The sequence below is a fragment of the Jatrophihabitans sp. GAS493 genome (assembly GCF_900230215.1).
Taxonomy (GTDB): domain Bacteria; phylum Actinomycetota; class Actinomycetes; order Mycobacteriales; family Jatrophihabitantaceae; genus MT45.
Genome location: NZ_LT907982.1, coordinates 2,248,127 through 2,260,881 on the forward strand (window position 1 = coordinate 2,248,127; position 12,755 = coordinate 2,260,881).

General features: G+C 66.1%; 21 protein-coding genes and 1 tRNA gene. 7 read left to right on the forward strand and 15 right to left on the reverse strand.

Going from position 1 to position 12,755, the window contains the following annotated elements; genetic code table 11:
- Window positions 1–2: 2 nt before the first annotated feature.
- The 14 genes from CPH63_RS10445 to CPH63_RS10500 all read right to left on the reverse strand — a co-directional run bounded on the left by CPH63_RS10445 (window position 3) and on the right by CPH63_RS10500 (window position 7,338).
- Window positions 3–1,790: a DEAD/DEAH box helicase gene (locus CPH63_RS10445; protein ID WP_096302913.1), complete on the reverse strand. Its 1,788-nt coding sequence runs from the start codon at window positions 1,788–1,790 to the stop codon at window positions 3–5.
- A complete protein-coding gene (locus CPH63_RS10450; protein WP_096302914.1) occupies window positions 1,787–2,188 on the reverse strand; it encodes a hypothetical protein in 402 nt (133 codons plus the stop codon). Before CPH63_RS10450 ends, CPH63_RS10445 begins: the two co-directional genes overlap by 4 nt.
- Before the next feature lie 67 nt (window positions 2,189–2,255).
- Window positions 2,256–3,065, reverse strand: coding sequence for a hypothetical protein (locus CPH63_RS10455; RefSeq protein ID WP_096302915.1), 810 nt, complete (start codon window positions 3,063–3,065; stop codon window positions 2,256–2,258).
- 54 nt (window positions 3,066–3,119) lie between these two features.
- The gene (locus CPH63_RS23675; RefSeq protein WP_096302916.1) at window positions 3,120–3,614 is read right to left on the reverse strand and encodes an HNH endonuclease signature motif containing protein; all 495 of its coding nucleotides are present in this window, start codon (window positions 3,612–3,614) and stop codon (window positions 3,120–3,122) included.
- Window positions 3,607–4,422: a hypothetical protein gene (locus CPH63_RS10465; protein WP_096302917.1), complete on the reverse strand. Its 816-nt coding sequence runs from the start codon at window positions 4,420–4,422 to the stop codon at window positions 3,607–3,609. Before CPH63_RS10465 ends, CPH63_RS23675 begins: the two co-directional genes overlap by 8 nt.
- A complete protein-coding gene (locus CPH63_RS22235) occupies window positions 4,419–4,562 on the reverse strand; it encodes a hypothetical protein (RefSeq protein WP_157749447.1) in 144 nt (47 codons plus the stop codon). Before CPH63_RS22235 ends, CPH63_RS10465 begins: the two co-directional genes overlap by 4 nt.
- A complete protein-coding gene (locus CPH63_RS10470; RefSeq protein WP_096302918.1) occupies window positions 4,559–5,230 on the reverse strand; it encodes a hypothetical protein in 672 nt (223 codons plus the stop codon). Before CPH63_RS10470 ends, CPH63_RS22235 begins: the two co-directional genes overlap by 4 nt.
- Window positions 5,227–5,352: a hypothetical protein gene (locus CPH63_RS23405; RefSeq protein WP_256385826.1), complete on the reverse strand. Its 126-nt coding sequence runs from the start codon at window positions 5,350–5,352 to the stop codon at window positions 5,227–5,229. Before CPH63_RS23405 ends, CPH63_RS10470 begins: the two co-directional genes overlap by 4 nt.
- Complete coding sequence (locus CPH63_RS10475; protein ID WP_096302919.1) at window positions 5,349–5,738, reverse strand: LuxR C-terminal-related transcriptional regulator; 390 nt, start codon at window positions 5,736–5,738, stop codon at window positions 5,349–5,351. Before CPH63_RS10475 ends, CPH63_RS23405 begins: the two co-directional genes overlap by 4 nt.
- A complete protein-coding gene (locus CPH63_RS10480; RefSeq protein WP_096302920.1) occupies window positions 5,735–6,118 on the reverse strand; it encodes a hypothetical protein in 384 nt (127 codons plus the stop codon). The genes CPH63_RS10475 and CPH63_RS10480 overlap by 4 nt, the downstream gene beginning before the upstream one ends.
- Window positions 6,115–6,471, reverse strand: a complete 357-nt coding sequence (locus CPH63_RS10485) for a hypothetical protein (RefSeq protein ID WP_096302921.1) — start codon at window positions 6,469–6,471, stop codon at window positions 6,115–6,117. Before CPH63_RS10485 ends, CPH63_RS10480 begins: the two co-directional genes overlap by 4 nt.
- Entirely contained in the window at window positions 6,468–6,689 is a 222-nt protein-coding gene (locus CPH63_RS10490) for a hypothetical protein (protein WP_096302922.1), read from the reverse strand. Before CPH63_RS10490 ends, CPH63_RS10485 begins: the two co-directional genes overlap by 4 nt.
- Complete coding sequence (locus tag CPH63_RS10495; RefSeq protein WP_096302923.1) at window positions 6,686–6,997, reverse strand: hypothetical protein; 312 nt, start codon at window positions 6,995–6,997, stop codon at window positions 6,686–6,688. The genes CPH63_RS10490 and CPH63_RS10495 overlap by 4 nt, the downstream gene beginning before the upstream one ends.
- Before the next feature lie 116 nt (window positions 6,998–7,113).
- Window positions 7,114–7,338, reverse strand: coding sequence for a helix-turn-helix domain-containing protein (locus CPH63_RS10500; RefSeq protein WP_096302924.1), 225 nt, complete (start codon window positions 7,336–7,338; stop codon window positions 7,114–7,116).
- 133 nt (window positions 7,339–7,471) lie between these two features.
- Here CPH63_RS10500 and CPH63_RS10505 point away from each other — a divergent pair, with 133 nt between their 5' ends.
- Entirely contained in the window at window positions 7,472–7,792 is a 321-nt protein-coding gene (locus CPH63_RS10505) for a helix-turn-helix domain-containing protein (protein ID WP_157749448.1), read from the forward strand.
- Here the strand turns inward: CPH63_RS10505 and CPH63_RS10510 are convergent.
- Window positions 7,758–7,830 (reverse strand) — tRNA-Lys (locus CPH63_RS10510). The genes CPH63_RS10505 and CPH63_RS10510 overlap by 35 nt on opposite strands.
- A 148-nt stretch (window positions 7,831–7,978) precedes the next feature.
- Between CPH63_RS10510 and CPH63_RS10515 the strand changes: the two genes are divergently transcribed.
- From CPH63_RS10515 to CPH63_RS10540, 6 genes are all read left to right on the forward strand, one after another.
- Window positions 7,979–9,424 (forward strand): NAD-dependent malic enzyme, encoded by a 1,446-nt coding sequence (locus CPH63_RS10515; RefSeq protein WP_096302926.1) that lies wholly within the window; start codon window positions 7,979–7,981, stop codon window positions 9,422–9,424.
- Window positions 9,425–9,528: 104 nt separating this feature from the next.
- Window positions 9,529–9,837: a WXG100 family type VII secretion target gene (locus CPH63_RS10520; RefSeq protein WP_096302927.1), complete on the forward strand. Its 309-nt coding sequence runs from the start codon at window positions 9,529–9,531 to the stop codon at window positions 9,835–9,837.
- Window positions 9,834–10,118, forward strand: coding sequence for a WXG100 family type VII secretion target (locus tag CPH63_RS10525; protein WP_096305064.1), 285 nt, complete (start codon window positions 9,834–9,836; stop codon window positions 10,116–10,118). The genes CPH63_RS10520 and CPH63_RS10525 overlap by 4 nt, the downstream gene beginning before the upstream one ends.
- Entirely contained in the window at window positions 10,115–11,509 is a 1,395-nt protein-coding gene (locus CPH63_RS10530) for a polymorphic toxin type 24 domain-containing protein (RefSeq protein WP_157749449.1), read from the forward strand. Before CPH63_RS10525 ends, CPH63_RS10530 begins: the two co-directional genes overlap by 4 nt.
- Window positions 11,506–11,928, forward strand: a complete 423-nt coding sequence (locus CPH63_RS10535; protein WP_096302929.1) for a HEAT repeat domain-containing protein — start codon at window positions 11,506–11,508, stop codon at window positions 11,926–11,928. The genes CPH63_RS10530 and CPH63_RS10535 overlap by 4 nt, the downstream gene beginning before the upstream one ends.
- A gap of 238 nt (window positions 11,929–12,166) precedes the next feature.
- On the forward strand, window positions 12,167–12,592 hold the full coding sequence (locus CPH63_RS10540) for a hypothetical protein (protein ID WP_157749450.1): 426 nt from the start codon (window positions 12,167–12,169) through the stop codon (window positions 12,590–12,592).
- The last annotated feature ends 163 nt before the right edge of the window (window positions 12,593–12,755 follow it).

Here is a 12,755-nt window from a genome sequence, read left to right on the forward strand (position 1 = left end):
GGCTAGCTGGCCTTCTTTCGTAGGGGGTGGACTGACGCGCCACCGAGCAGCTCGGCGACGATGCGAGGGTCTTGCACTAGGGCGGAGAGTTGGCCGGCGCGCTCGCGGAGCACGGCCCGCACCCGGGTGTCGAGGGTGTCGAGCGCGACGATGTCGACGATCTCGATGGATTCGTGCCGCTCGGAGCCGATGCGGTGGGCTCGGTCTTCGGCCTGGATCGACTCGACCAGCGACCAGGGGCGCTGCAGGAACACCACGGTGCTGGCGGCGGTGAGGGTGATGCCGACGCCGCCAGCACCGGTGGTCGCGCAGATCAGGTCCAGGTGGCCACCCTGGAACTTCTCCACCGTCTCGGTGCGGTCTTTCATGGACTGGCCGCCGATGACGTACCCGACGCGCAGCCCGGCTTTCGCGGCGGATTCCCCGGCTAGGCGCATCAGCTGCGCGGACGGCGCGAAGGCCACCACCTGCTGGTCGGGGCGCTCGGCGCAGATCTCCAGCATCGCGTCCACCTTCCAGCTGGGGTTGGTGAGCGTCACGCTGACGTGCTCGACCTGCTCGCCGGAGTCGTTGATCTCGGTCGTGGTGGTGACTTCGGCCGCGGCGCTGGCCAGCTGCGACAGCCGCGTCATCTGGGCGAGCACGCTCATCACCGACAGTTCACCGCCGTCGGGCATCTGGGCGAGCATGTCGTTTTCCATCGCGTCGTAGGCCTTGCGGTAGGCCGGGGGCAGCTCGACGGCGCGCACCGAGTAGACCTTCGGCGGCAGCTGGTCCAGCACGTCGGCTTTGGCGACGCGGCGCTGCTGGCCGAGCAGGGTGGTGCGGAACTCGGGTTCGTTGCCGGGGTGAAGGCCCAGGATCGTCTCGCCGTAGTCGGCGGGGACCGAGAGGCAGTAGCGGTTGACCCAGCGCTCACGTGAGGGCCAGGCGCCCGGCGCGAGGCACGTGAGGGTGGGCCAGAGGTCGGCGGGGTGGTGGGTGATGGGGGTGCCCGACAGCGCGACGAATGCTTTGGCGTTGCGGGCGATCCGGCGCACCGCGGCCGAGCGGGCGGCATGGTGGTTTTTGATCAGGTGGCACTCGTCGGCGACCAGGGCGCGGGGGTCGAGCTCGATGAGCGGAGAGTGTGCGGGGTTGGTGTCTTTGGCGTCCATCCGCGCGGTGTCGTAGCTGGTGACGTAGACATCGGCCTCACCGATCAGGCCGCGTCGGCGCTTCGGGGAGCCGCGCCAGGCCGCGGTGCGCCAGAACGGAATCCAGTCGCGGAAGGCCTGCACCCAGGGGTCGACGACGCTGGCCGGGCAGATCACCAGGATCGGCATCGGGCTGGGGTTCTCCTTGTTCATGGAGCGTCCCCACAGCTCGATTAGGCCGAGAATGGTGGTGATCGTCTTGCCGGTGCCGGGCTCGTCGGTGATGAGGGTGTGGCCGGTGGCGGCGATCATGTTGGCGCCTTCCACCTGGTACGGGCGCGGGGTGTAGCCGTCTGGGATCGGCGCGCGCAGCGGCGTGGTGAGGTCTGCCGTGCGCGCGCTGATCTGTTCGGTTATCCAGGTCTGGAGGTTCGGGCCTGGTCGCCACGCCGGGCCGTAGACCGCGGCCAGCTGCACGACGGCCGCCCAAGTGAGCGGGCATAGCAGGGCACCTTTGGGGTTGCTGGTCTTGAATAGCGGGGTGGTCTGCTGCAGCTGCTTGGCGGTGAACGCAATGTCCTCGATCGCGCCGGCGGCGATCAGCACAATGCGCTGGCCGTCGGCGGCGATCTCGGCGTGGACTGCGGCGGTCATCGGTAGCTCTTGCAGACCGCTTCGAAGAGGGCCCGGACCTTCTCCTCGTGACCGTGACCTTTGCAGTGGTCGAGGGTGTTGTGGCAGCTGTTGTTGTGGCCAGGCTCTTTCGGGCACAACGTCCGGGAGCCCGTGTTGGCCGCGACGCGGTACTTCAACTCAGAGTCCGCGTGTCTACTCCGCTTGGCAATGATCGGATGACGCATCTCGGACGCCGGGTTATCCCGACAATCGCACCGCTTCACGGTGTAGCGGTAGACCTGCCCCTGGCCGAACTGGCGGTACTTAGCCGAGACGCCGACGATCTCCCATCCGGTCGGCATCGCGGTGAGCGTGATGGTGCCGGTGCGCTTCTCGACGATCTCCACCTGGATGTCGTCGACGCTGACAGCGGGCATTCTGGATTCCTTAGAAAGTTGGGGGTGCGGGCCAGCGCCACCCCAGTAGCGCTGGCCCGCGGGCGGGTTACTGCTGGCCGGTCAGCCGGGCCATGAGGGCTTGCTGCTCCGCGTTGAAGTCCTGCGGGGGCTGCACCGCTGGCTGGGCAGGCACCTGCTGAACCGGCTGCTGCGCGTAGGAGGCCTGGACCTGCGGCTGCTGGATGACCGGCGGCACGTACTGCTGAACCGGCTGCTGAACCACCGGGGCGGCCTGCGGCTGCGCGGGTGCCGGGGTGATGACCCCAGGGCGCTGGTAGGCGACCGAGAAGATCTTGGCCGGGTTCATGCCCGGGCCGCTCTGCCGCGTGCTGGTGAATGTGATCTGGATGGCGGCGCCGGCCTCCGGCGGTCCGACCGGAGCGCCGGCCTCTGCCATCGCCCGCACCAGCTCGTCGCGGGTGGCGCCCTTGACGTACCAGGTGCCCAGACCGTCGGGGTGCGTCGGGCTCGGCTCCATCTGCAGCGGCACCTTCATCACGAACTTCGGGCTGCCGTCCCGGAAAAACAACGGCTTGCCCTGGGTGTCGGTCTGCTGCTGGATGTCACCGGAGCTCAGCGGCCGCGCGACGATTCCGACGTAGCTCTGGCCCGGCTGCTCGAACGCGAGTGACTTCCCTCCCCCGGTGCTCTGCTGGTTGTAGAAGTCGTCGAGGGAGCCCTGGGCCAGCGGCTGGGCGGGAGCGGCCATCTGCGGCTGCGGGTACCCCTGCTGCACCGGGAACTGGGCCGGGGGCTGCTGGTAGACCGGCTGCTGGAACTGCGGCGGCGGTGCGTACTGCGGCTGAGCGGGCGGTGCGTAGGTGGGCGGGTAGCCCGGCTGTGCGAACTGCGTCATGAGAATTGCCTTTCGATTGTTGGGTGACGCTGGGTGAGTGGGTGGCGGCGTTGGCTACGAGCTGGCGGTGCCAGGGCAACCAACGCCGCCGTCTTTGGCCGACTGCAATTGCTTGCGACGTGCGCGTCGGGTGCGTTGACAGTTGGTTTTGCATGTTCGGCACACCCTGCGATTTCGGTTATCGACAACGGTGTTTTCGGATGAGTACGCGTGACCAGATGGGCAGTGGGTTTTGGTCGCGTGATGTGCCGCAGGCCCCTCGCCGCGAAGTACGTTCTCGCGGTGAGTGACCGGTTCTAGATGCGCCGGGTTGACGCAAGGTGGGTTCCGGCAAAGGTGATCGAGTGACAACCCGTCCGGGATGGGACCGACCAACAGCTCGTAGGCGTAGCGGTGGGCCAGTGTTTTGCGCCCCTCGACGCGGAAACGCCCGTAGCCGAGCGGCTGGCGGTAGCCCCGCCATTCCCAGCAGTCACCGTCGGTGGAGCCCTTCTCTACGAACGCAAAGAAGCGCTCAGCGGCGGTGACGCCGAGTCGAGGCCTAGCCATTGGACCCCGCCGTTCCGGGGCACCCGACGCCGCCGTCTTTGGCGCTCTGAGGCCTATAAAAGGGACAGAAGTAACAAAGGTCAGAGTCAGGAGTGGAAGGGACTTGAGACAGCTGCAGCCGGCCTGCGTGGATCTCGCGGGCGTAGTGCTGGCGAGTAGCGGTTTGTTCGAAGACCACTTGCAGGAGGTCGTCGATGTCGCTGGTGCGGTGTGCCTGCTCCCAGACGTAGAGCCCGTCAAGGCTCCCGGCAGTCGCGGGGTAGGCGAGCAGGACAACCCGGTCAACCGGGAGCCCCATGTTGCGGTAGCCGAGCCCGTAGAGATGGAGCTGGACTCGGTACTGCCTGGACGGACCCTTGGCCGATCGAACTTTGGCCAGGCTGGATTCGCCCAAGAATTTGTGGTCGTCGACCGAGCGCTCCTGCGCGTCGTAGAGGTCGGCGGTTCCGGGGTGGTCGGGGTGCGGCGTGACGCGCTGCTCGGCCACCCAGCGCATGACGTTCTTTCGCACGTTGTCGGCGGTGAAGGCGTCCGCGGCCCAGGCGTGCAGCGCGGTGCCGCGGATGGACGGCCAGGGGTCGAAGACGTGGTTGGTGGTGGGGCAGCCGGCCATCTTGCCGGCCACCTGCCGGTCGCACTCCACACCGAGCTCCGACGGGCCCAGGTGCAGCTGCAGCGATCGCGGGGCTTGGGCGGCGTGCTCGTGGAACACGCGCCGGATCTCGTTGGCGTAGCGGGCTGCCCAGGCGGTGTTGCCGTTGAGCGGCTTGGGGGCTGAGGCCATGAACGCGGCCGGGGACAACGTCATGACTGGACGTCCTTGAGCGAGTCCAGCCACGCGCAGTGCTCAGCCCACTGACGAGCCTCACGGCTGCGGCGGGTGACTCGGCGTTCGTCGCGGACGAGCAGCGCGACCACGAGAAGCTGAACCACGATTAGGGTGATCACGACTCAGCGCCCGACCTTGCGGCGGCTACGGCCTTCGGGTCGAAGCCCTCGTGCACAAAGCGCTGATGGCCGGCCCGGCCCTGGGCGGTGTCGAATACCCGGTCGCAACCTTCGTACTGGCACGGGTGTTCGCCGGCGGCCTTGATCGGTGTGGGCTGCTGCGGAGCAGCGCTCGGCGTGGCCGGCGTCGCGGACCCCCCCCGCAGCTTGGCCTTGGCTATCTTGAGCGCCGCCTCGAGTTCGGCGATCTCGGCCCGGGCCGCACGTCGCGCCTGTGCGCCCTCGCGGTCTTCGCGCAGCCGGTTGTTCAGCACGTCCAGGTCGTGGCGGATCCGCTCGCCTAGGTTGACGATGCGCTTGGAGTCCGACGTGGCGGCCTCTTCGAGGATCGCGTCAGCGGACGGCCCAGCCGCGGGGGCAGCGACGGTCGCCGGGCCGAACTCCTGTGGGAACGGGTTGACGGGCTTGGGCGCCACCGGCGAAGCGACCGCCTTGAGAGCGGGCGGCGCGGTGGTCGGTTTCGGAGCGGGCACGTCGGGGTCGTACTCGTTGCAGTCGCAGTTCGCACGGTCTTGGGCGTCGGTGTGCAGGCAGATCCGCAGGCCACCGTGGGCGTGCTCGATGCTGGGGTGGCCGCAGGTGCAATCGACCCGGCGAGGCGCGGTCATCGGTCGAGCCACATCTGGGGACGCCCGCAGCGCAGGCACCAGGCGGTGACGAACACCCCGTCGAGCTGCAGGGTGTCGTCGTGGCCGACGAAGCGGCACTTGAGCTTGCGCAGCCAGATCATGCCGCCACCTGCTCGGCGTCGCGGGCCTTCGCGCGGTGACGGGTGACGGTGCGCATCGAGATGTGCAGCTGCGTTGCGATCGTCTTGGAGGAGAGGCCACGGGCGTTCAGCGCCAAGACGGCCTCGTGCAACTCCGCGGAGGTGACGTGCACGTTCAGGTCGCCAGCGAGGAGCCGCTGAACGGCCACCGGATCGGGGGCGTACTTGCTGCGCGCGACGCGGATGCGGGAGCCCCTCGGGTGGGTGAGCCAACGTTTCGCAACCCGGTGGCCGCAGCTGACGCAACGCCCGTGGCTGTAGTGGCGTAGAGCGCCGATCGCCCTGCGTTCCTCGAGTCGCCGGCTGGAGCTGATCAGCCGGCCGCAGTCGACACAGTTCCCGGTCATGACGACTGGCCGCCGACCGGCGCGAGCTTCCAGCTGGTGCTCTTCTTGGCGTACGTGACGTAGAGCGCCGGGTTCTCGGCCTTGAGGCGGGTGGAGTCGATACGCCAGCTCTCGATGGCCTGCATCTTGAGCGGGCGCGCCAAGTGCGGGCTGGTGACCACGATCTCGGCTTCACCGGGGCGGGCCTGCGCGAGCTCGAACTTGATGCCGTTGGTGATCTCCTCGACGCGCTTTTTCGCTTCGTCGGCGTCGCGTTTGGCCTCGTCGTAGCTAAGCAGCAGCTGGTCCAGCCGGCTGTTGATGTCGGGGGTGACGGAGGGGACGGCCGGTGCGGGCGCGGGTGCACCGGGGATGGGCGGGAGCGAGTTGGCGATCGTCATGACAGTTGGTCCTTCGTGGGCAGGTTCCAGACGGGGAGGTGGACGCCCGCGGCCTTGAGGCCCTGAGCGAGTTGGAGGGCCGCGAGGGAGCCGCGGTCGTTGGCGTTGATCCGTTCGGCCAGCACCTTCGCGGCCACGCGGTTCGGGTTGGTCTCGGTCGAGCCGTTGCGCAGCTCGACGAACACGCAGTGAGGCGGGCGGGTGCAGTCGGCGCGCAGCAGCTCGGCCTGGGCGAACACGTCGACGTGTCCGGCCAGCGCGTTGAACTGGGCGTGCACCTTCGGGTCGGTGTGAGAGCGGATCGAGTGCTTGACCAGCGCGAGCAGCTGGGCGTCGGTGATGTGTGCGCTCATTCGCCGGACTCCAGCGTCAGGAACCGGCTGCACATCTGCTGGATCTCCCAGCCGCTGTGCCGCGTCTTTCGCTCGTTGGCCCACTCGACGGTGTAGACGGTCACGCGCTCGTGCCTGACCGGTTTGCGGGCATCGACAATCACGCCGCGCAGGTCGGCGTTCGTGCGGAGATTGGCGCCCACCTTGAAGCGGGGCGCGATCTTCCAGCTGGTGCTCATGCGGCTGCCCGCCCAGCTGCCACGTTGGCGGCGATGGCGTCGGCGATCAGGGCGTCGTACTCGTCGGCGAGGGTGTCCAGCCGGGACTGAACGGCGCCGAGGCCGCACATGTAGGTGGCCATGAAGTCCCCCGGGTTGTAGGTGAGTTCGTCGAACTGGGCGCGGTTGGCCACCAGGTCTTCGGTGAGGTCGGCCAGCCGCTGCTCGCTGAGGTGGGGGAGAAGCGCCTTGAGTGAGGCGTCTTCGTGGTATTCGGCCAGCTCGTCGCTGATGGCCTGGGCCGGGTATGCGCTGTAATCTGTGTCCATCGGAGGTTCCTTCCGGTCGTGCCCGGGCCTGTTGACGCAGGTGCCGGGTTTTTACTTGGGCTTTTCAGGTGGTGGGGGAGCTCCGGCTGGTTACGGGAGGGGGCCAGCCGGAGCGTTCAGGCGGCGACGGGATCGCCGAGAAGGGATTCGAGGGAGACGTCGAGTAGAGACGCGAGGGTTTCGAGCTCGACGACGCTGAAGGGGATGTGTCCGCGGAAGCGGCGGGAGAACGCGGAGCGGGTGAGGCCGAGCTGGCCGGCGACGTGCACTTGCTGCAAGCCCCGGCGGGCCATCTCCGCTCGAACGTTGGCCGCTGCGCGGTCAGCGACTGTTTGGGTCATAGGAGCTACTTTGCGCGCTGAGCGGGAAAAAGTCAACATGAGACACGCCGCACTGAGAAAAACTTTTCCCGTTGTGACGTTGGTTATCGCATTGGGTGTAGCCAATGCGCGCTGAGCGCGCTAGATTCCCACTATGACTTCCTCATTGACGCTGGTGGATAGCCGCGAAGACGAGCCATTTCATATGGCCGTCGCTCGGCGACTGCGGGGGCAGCTCGCCGAGCGACGGATCACCGCCATGTACCTGGAGCAGCAGACCGGCATGGGACGCTCGCTCATCTCCCGCCGGCTACTCGGTAAGACGGTGATGAACCTGCAGGAGGTCGCGGACTTCGCCGACGCGGCCGGGCTCGACCTGGGCTACCTGCTCACCGGGGAGACAGAAAAAGCCCCCCCGGAACCTCCGGAGGGGCTTGCTGTGCGCCGTCAGGGACTTGAACCCCGAACCCGCTGATTAAGAGTCAGCTGCTCTGCCAATTGAGCTAACGGCGCGTGGCGATCTATCTCGGCTCGCAATCCGAGCCGAAGATGGACTCTACCATCGACCGTGCCGTGGTTCTGCATCGGCCGTCGTGGGCCAGCTTTCCCCGATGTAGCGCGCACGGTACCGGTCATATAGGGCGACTGGAATGATCTAGTCATGTCCCTCCCAGATTCGGCCCACCCCCGGCCGACCCCCACCTCTGCCTCGTACTCGATCACGGTCCGCATCTACGCCCTACCGGACGCCTCGGTCGTCGGTCGCCTGGCGACCACCGTCACCGAAGCCGGAGGCATGGTTACCGCCATCGACGTCTCCGAATCCCGTCACGACCGGATCACCATCGACGTCACGTGCTCAGCGGTGAATGGCGAACACGCTGACGAGATCGTCTCCGCACTACGGGCGCTCGAAGGCGTTGAGGTGCACCGGGTCTCCGACCGGACGTTCCTACTCCACCTCGGCGGGAAGATCTCGGTCGAGTCGAAGGTGGCGCTGCGGACCCGAGACGACCTCTCCATGGCCTACACGCCGGGCGTGGGGCGTGTCTCCCTCGCATTGGCCGCCAACCCGGAGGACGTCTACAAGCTAACCATCAAAGGCAATGCGGTCGCGGTGGTCACCGATGGTTCTGCGGTGCTCGGACTGGGCAACATCGGCCCCGGTGCCGCGCTGCCGGTGATGGAGGGGAAGGCGGCGCTCTTCAAGCAGTTCGCCGGCATCGACGCGTGGCCGATCTGCCTGGACACCCAGGATGTTGACCTGATCGTGCAGACCGTGAAGATGATCGCGCCGGGCTTCGGCGGGATCAACCTCGAGGACATTTCGGCGCCGCGCTGCTTCGAGGTTGAGGCCCGTCTGCGCGCCGAGCTGGATATCCCGGTATTTCACGATGATCAGCACGGCACCGCGATCGTGGTGCTGGCCGCGCTGACCAATGCGCTGCGCTGCGTGCGCAAGGGCCTGTCGGAGGTACGCATCGTCGTATCGGGGGGAGGGGCGGCGGGTACGGCGATCGTGGAGTTGCTGCTCGCGGCCGGGGTTCGGCACGTCCTCGTCTGGGATCGTGAAGGGATCCTGGCGCCGGAGGACCCGGCACTCTCTGAGGCCAAGCGGGCGCTGGCTCGCAAGACGAACCCGGACGGGATCTCGGGTGACCTGCACGATGCGCTGCGCGGGGCCGACGTCTTCATCGGCGTCTCCGCGCCGGGGGTGCTACCGGCCGCCTGGATAGGTGACATGAACGACGACCCGGTGGTCTTTGCGCTGGCCAACCCGGACCCTGAGACTGACGTCGACCAGGCACGCAAGTACGCCACGGTGCTGGCCACCGGGCGGTCGGACTACCCGAATCAGATCAACAACGTCCTTGCGTTTCCGGGTGTATTCCGCGGATTGCTGGACGCGCGGGCCGGCCAGGTGACCACCGAGATGCTGCTGCGGGCGGCGGCCGCGCTGGCTCAGTGCGTCTCCGATGAGCAGTTGAACACGGCCTACGTCATCCCTTCCGTCTTTGATCCGTCCGTGCCGATAGCGGTCGCCGCCGCGGTCCGGAACGCCGCCACGCGTGGTGACGTGGTCGCCGGTGACCGCGGGATGGAGTGATCGTGCCCGCGAAGTTATCCACAGCAATCGATTGGTGCGACCTGTTGCCCATTTAATCCCGCTATCTTTTCTCCGAAGGTGTTGCAGGTATTCGGGGAGGGCACATGGGAGAGGGCTTCGCCGCCAAGACGGCCGAGGTGAGTCAGGTTGCCGAGTTGTGTGCGGCGATCGCCGAGGAGCTCACGGCCGGATTGGCTAGTTGTTCAGCAGATGTCAACATTTTGTTGATGAATTGGCGTGGGAGTGCCGCCTCGTCCTTCGAGTCGGCCTTCGACGAGTTCACGCGGGCAACCGGGTTGATCCTCGCTGCGCTGAAAGACGAGTCCGGCGATCTTCAGCGGGCGGCGGTGGCCTATGTCGATTCCGACGAGAGCAGTGCGTCGGCCCTGATCACGGCCGGGCGCGCGGGATGACGCACCGCGTCGACACCGAGGAACTTGCCGACGTCGTGGCCCGGCTGCGGGGTTTCGCGGGATTCGTGGACGAACGGCTGGAGACACTCGAGCATCGGGTCAACGCGCTCGGTGAAGCGTGGCGGGGAGACGCCGCCACCCGGCACGCGGATGCGCACGCACGATGGCTGGCCGCAGCGTGCGAACTGCACTGTGCGCTAATCGCACTACAGGGGGCCGCCCGCACAGCGCAGGCGAACTACTCCACGGCGATCGAGGTCAATGTGGGGATGTGGCGATGACCGCACCTTCGCTAGCGGTTGATCCGCTCGCATTCGAGGGGGCCGCCCGATCGCTGCGGAGCCTGGAGCGAACCACGTCCGACGGCGCACTGCGTCTCTCCTCCGCTCTGGCCGCAACCGGCGGCATATCCGGCAGCGATCACGGCGGTACCGCCTGGGCCGTCGCCTACGACGGCGGGGTACGGGAGGCACTGGACGGCATCGAGAATTATGTTTCGGGACTGGCGCACTTCTCCACGCTGATGGCCGCCACCGGGGCTAACCACTCGCAGTCGGAGCTGAATTCGGTGATCCCTGACCAGTGCGCACCGCCATCCAGCGACTACCCGTTCAGCCCGTCCTACGTCGGCTCCGGCTCGGAAGTGCTGGAATTGCCGACACCGGACTCGGCGCACGGGGGCTCAGGAGCGACACCAGCGGGGTGGCACTTCATATCGGGGCTGGTCGGGTACCTCTGGCCCAATGGTCATCAGGGGAAGCTGCGTTCGACGGCCGAGGCCTGGACTTCGATGGCCGCAGCACTTCGAGAGCCGAGTGTGTCGGCGTTGGCCGACAATCACCTGGCCGGGCAGCAATCGCCCGAGGTGCCGCTGATCGCGGATTACCTCTCGGAGTTCGGTGGGCACTCCGAAGTGCTGGCGCAGGCCTGCGAGAGCCTGGGCGGTGCCTGTAGGAGCTATGCCGACAACCTGGATGACGTGCACTCTCAGGTGATCGCGGAACTGCGGGACCTGGTGGAGCAGAGCGCGGCGTTTGCCGTCATCGGGGTTGGGCTGACGATCTTCACAGCAGGGATCTCCGACGCCGCGGCAACCGGAGCAGTGGCCGCTCGGGCCGCGCTCGTAGCCACGCGAGTCGGCGGCATCCTGGGACGGCTGATCGAGACGGCCGGCCGGATCGCCCAGGGTGTGGTCGATGCCCTCGACACGGTGATCACAACGACCCGGGCCCTGAAGCAGTTCTTGGAGCTGAAGGTCAGCCTGGCCGCGATGAAGTCGGCCAACGCGATCCCAGTCATCAGCAAAGTGACCAAAGCAGCCGCAGACGTCGCGCTGACTGAAGCGAGAGGTTCATCGTCGCAATTGAGGGCGGTAAGGTCCTTAGCTGAGCGGCTCGATGCGGCGGCTCGGTGGCCGAAGCAGAGGTTGCCCTTTAGTGATGGGCCGCCAAACGGCCTGCTCGTGAAACGCTCTCCATCCGGAGAGGTGGCAAACTATGCGGAGTACGACGCCAACGGATACATTACGAAGCGAGTCGACCTCTCAGGTCGCTCGCACAACGGAGTTCCGACACCGCATACAGTTGACTTTGTTCATGATAAGAATCCTACAGGTGGCACTTATCCACGTGGACTTTCTGTTCGTCCTGCAACCCAAAGTGAGATCCCATGACTTCTGATACGAGTGATGACCTGCCGGATGCAACTCTTGAAGAGCATTTTGCCGCGATCGATTCACCGGATTTTTCGATCCGTGTCGAGGCCGTTCGCGCGCTAGAGCGCGACGGTATTAGCGAGCGAGTATTTGAGCGGCTTGTTCAATGCTTCGACGACCCTGACACGGCGGTTGGCGAGGAAGCGGCCGCCGTGTTGGCCCGCAGTGGTGGACTAAACGGACTGCGAGCGGTCATGGTGGAGTTGGCAAACGACGACGACAATCTGGGCTACTTCATCCGTGATCGGCTGATAGAGATGTGGGTAGGCGGCTACCCGCTGGATCATCGGCTCGGGGAAGTGCTGAGCGCTGAACCTTCCGACGCTGTGAGAGAAGGCGTTCTGGAGATGTACAGCGTAATGGGTAAGCGATTGTGAGTTGTCTGCGGCGCTGGAGCGTATTTCATTAGCTATCCTGGCGCGTAACCGGAACTGCGCGACGGCACCCAAGTCGGACCTCGGTGGGAAGCGAGTCCGTTGGCAGACGGCCGACATTTACACAGCCGACGATATTCGCCCCAAGGTGGAGCACTGCTCGCAAGCCGGAATTTCGATACCGCAGGGGAGGGCAGGCTGTGCTTCCAAACGTGAACGAAGTTGTTGAGATCGGAACAGAATGAGGGCTCAAATCCTGGCTGCGCTCAGCGACGTGCTACTGGGTGAGGTTAGCGGAATAAAGGTTATTGAATCCGCCAAGCCTGAGGAATTGGCGTCATGCGTCGCATCAATGCCGCTGGTGTTGAAGCCTGAGGCGGTTGTGAGCGTTCTGCAGAAGTTCGGATCGGGACAGATCTCCGCCGACGACGCACAGCGCTGGGCGTCGCTTGTTCGCTGGGGTTTCATTCCGGGACGGCCTGGCTCGGAGTCGACGGGTCCGGTCGATATCGACTGGGAACTCAGGTACGAAGACGAAATCGGCGAGGCTGTGGGACGACTCGATGAGTTGGGCGACCTGATCGACGGCACCATTGATCAGGACGAAGTCCGGTATCTGATCAACAGCTTGACCCGAAGTGACCGAGACTCAGCCGACCGACTGTAGCTGGCCGCCGAGAGTCTCAGGTTGCCTAGCCACGGGCGCTCTGTCCGTGGAACGACCGGTTTGCCGCGTGAAATCGGATCTTCGAAGGACAAGGTGGGCGATGATTCTGCGGCCGCGTGACGGAAGGTCGGACGGGGCAGTCAAAGTTGCGCTGCTATATTTT

What these genes read in the sequence shown, in the direction of transcription:
- CPH63_RS10525 (WP_096305064.1), top strand. Translation starts at nt 9,834, where the DNA reads ATGACGCACCGCGTCGACACCGAGGAACTTGCCGACGTCGTGGCCCGG.
- CPH63_RS10535 (WP_096302929.1), top strand. Translation starts at nt 11,506, where the DNA reads ATGACTTCTGATACGAGTGATGACCTGCCGGATGCAACTCTTGAAGAG.
- CPH63_RS10515 (WP_096302926.1), top strand. Translation starts at nt 7,979, where the DNA reads ATGTCCCTCCCAGATTCGGCCCACCCCCGGCCGACCCCCACCTCTGCC.
- CPH63_RS10465 (WP_096302917.1), bottom strand. Translation starts at nt 4,422, where the DNA reads ATGACGTTGTCCCCGGCCGCGTTCATGGCCTCAGCCCCCAAGCCGCTC.
- CPH63_RS10450 (WP_096302914.1), bottom strand. Translation starts at nt 2,188, where the DNA reads ATGCCCGCTGTCAGCGTCGACGACATCCAGGTGGAGATCGTCGAGAAG.
- CPH63_RS10455 (WP_096302915.1), bottom strand. Translation starts at nt 3,065, where the DNA reads ATGACGCAGTTCGCACAGCCGGGCTACCCGCCCACCTACGCACCGCCC.
- CPH63_RS23675 (WP_096302916.1), bottom strand. Translation starts at nt 3,614, where the DNA reads ATGGCTAGGCCTCGACTCGGCGTCACCGCCGCTGAGCGCTTCTTTGCG.
- CPH63_RS10500 (WP_096302924.1), bottom strand. Translation starts at nt 7,338, where the DNA reads ATGACCCAAACAGTCGCTGACCGCGCAGCGGCCAACGTTCGAGCGGAG.
- CPH63_RS10480 (WP_096302920.1), bottom strand. Translation starts at nt 6,118, where the DNA reads ATGACGATCGCCAACTCGCTCCCGCCCATCCCCGGTGCACCCGCGCCC.
- CPH63_RS10475 (WP_096302919.1), bottom strand. Translation starts at nt 5,738, where the DNA reads ATGACCGGGAACTGTGTCGACTGCGGCCGGCTGATCAGCTCCAGCCGG.
- CPH63_RS23405 (WP_256385826.1), bottom strand. Translation starts at nt 5,352, where the DNA reads ATGATCTGGCTGCGCAAGCTCAAGTGCCGCTTCGTCGGCCACGACGAC.
- CPH63_RS10540 (WP_157749450.1), top strand. Translation starts at nt 12,167, where the DNA reads ATGAGGGCTCAAATCCTGGCTGCGCTCAGCGACGTGCTACTGGGTGAG.
- CPH63_RS10485 (WP_096302921.1), bottom strand. Translation starts at nt 6,471, where the DNA reads ATGAGCGCACACATCACCGACGCCCAGCTGCTCGCGCTGGTCAAGCAC.
- CPH63_RS10445 (WP_096302913.1), bottom strand. Translation starts at nt 1,790, where the DNA reads ATGACCGCCGCAGTCCACGCCGAGATCGCCGCCGACGGCCAGCGCATT.
- CPH63_RS10490 (WP_096302922.1), bottom strand. Translation starts at nt 6,689, where the DNA reads ATGAGCACCAGCTGGAAGATCGCGCCCCGCTTCAAGGTGGGCGCCAAT.
- CPH63_RS10470 (WP_096302918.1), bottom strand. Translation starts at nt 5,230, where the DNA reads ATGACCGCGCCTCGCCGGGTCGATTGCACCTGCGGCCACCCCAGCATC.
- CPH63_RS10495 (WP_096302923.1), bottom strand. Translation starts at nt 6,997, where the DNA reads ATGGACACAGATTACAGCGCATACCCGGCCCAGGCCATCAGCGACGAG.
- CPH63_RS10520 (WP_096302927.1), top strand. Translation starts at nt 9,529, where the DNA reads ATGGGAGAGGGCTTCGCCGCCAAGACGGCCGAGGTGAGTCAGGTTGCC.
- CPH63_RS10505 (WP_157749448.1), top strand. Translation starts at nt 7,472, where the DNA reads ATGACTTCCTCATTGACGCTGGTGGATAGCCGCGAAGACGAGCCATTT.
- CPH63_RS10530 (WP_157749449.1), top strand. Translation starts at nt 10,115, where the DNA reads ATGACCGCACCTTCGCTAGCGGTTGATCCGCTCGCATTCGAGGGGGCC.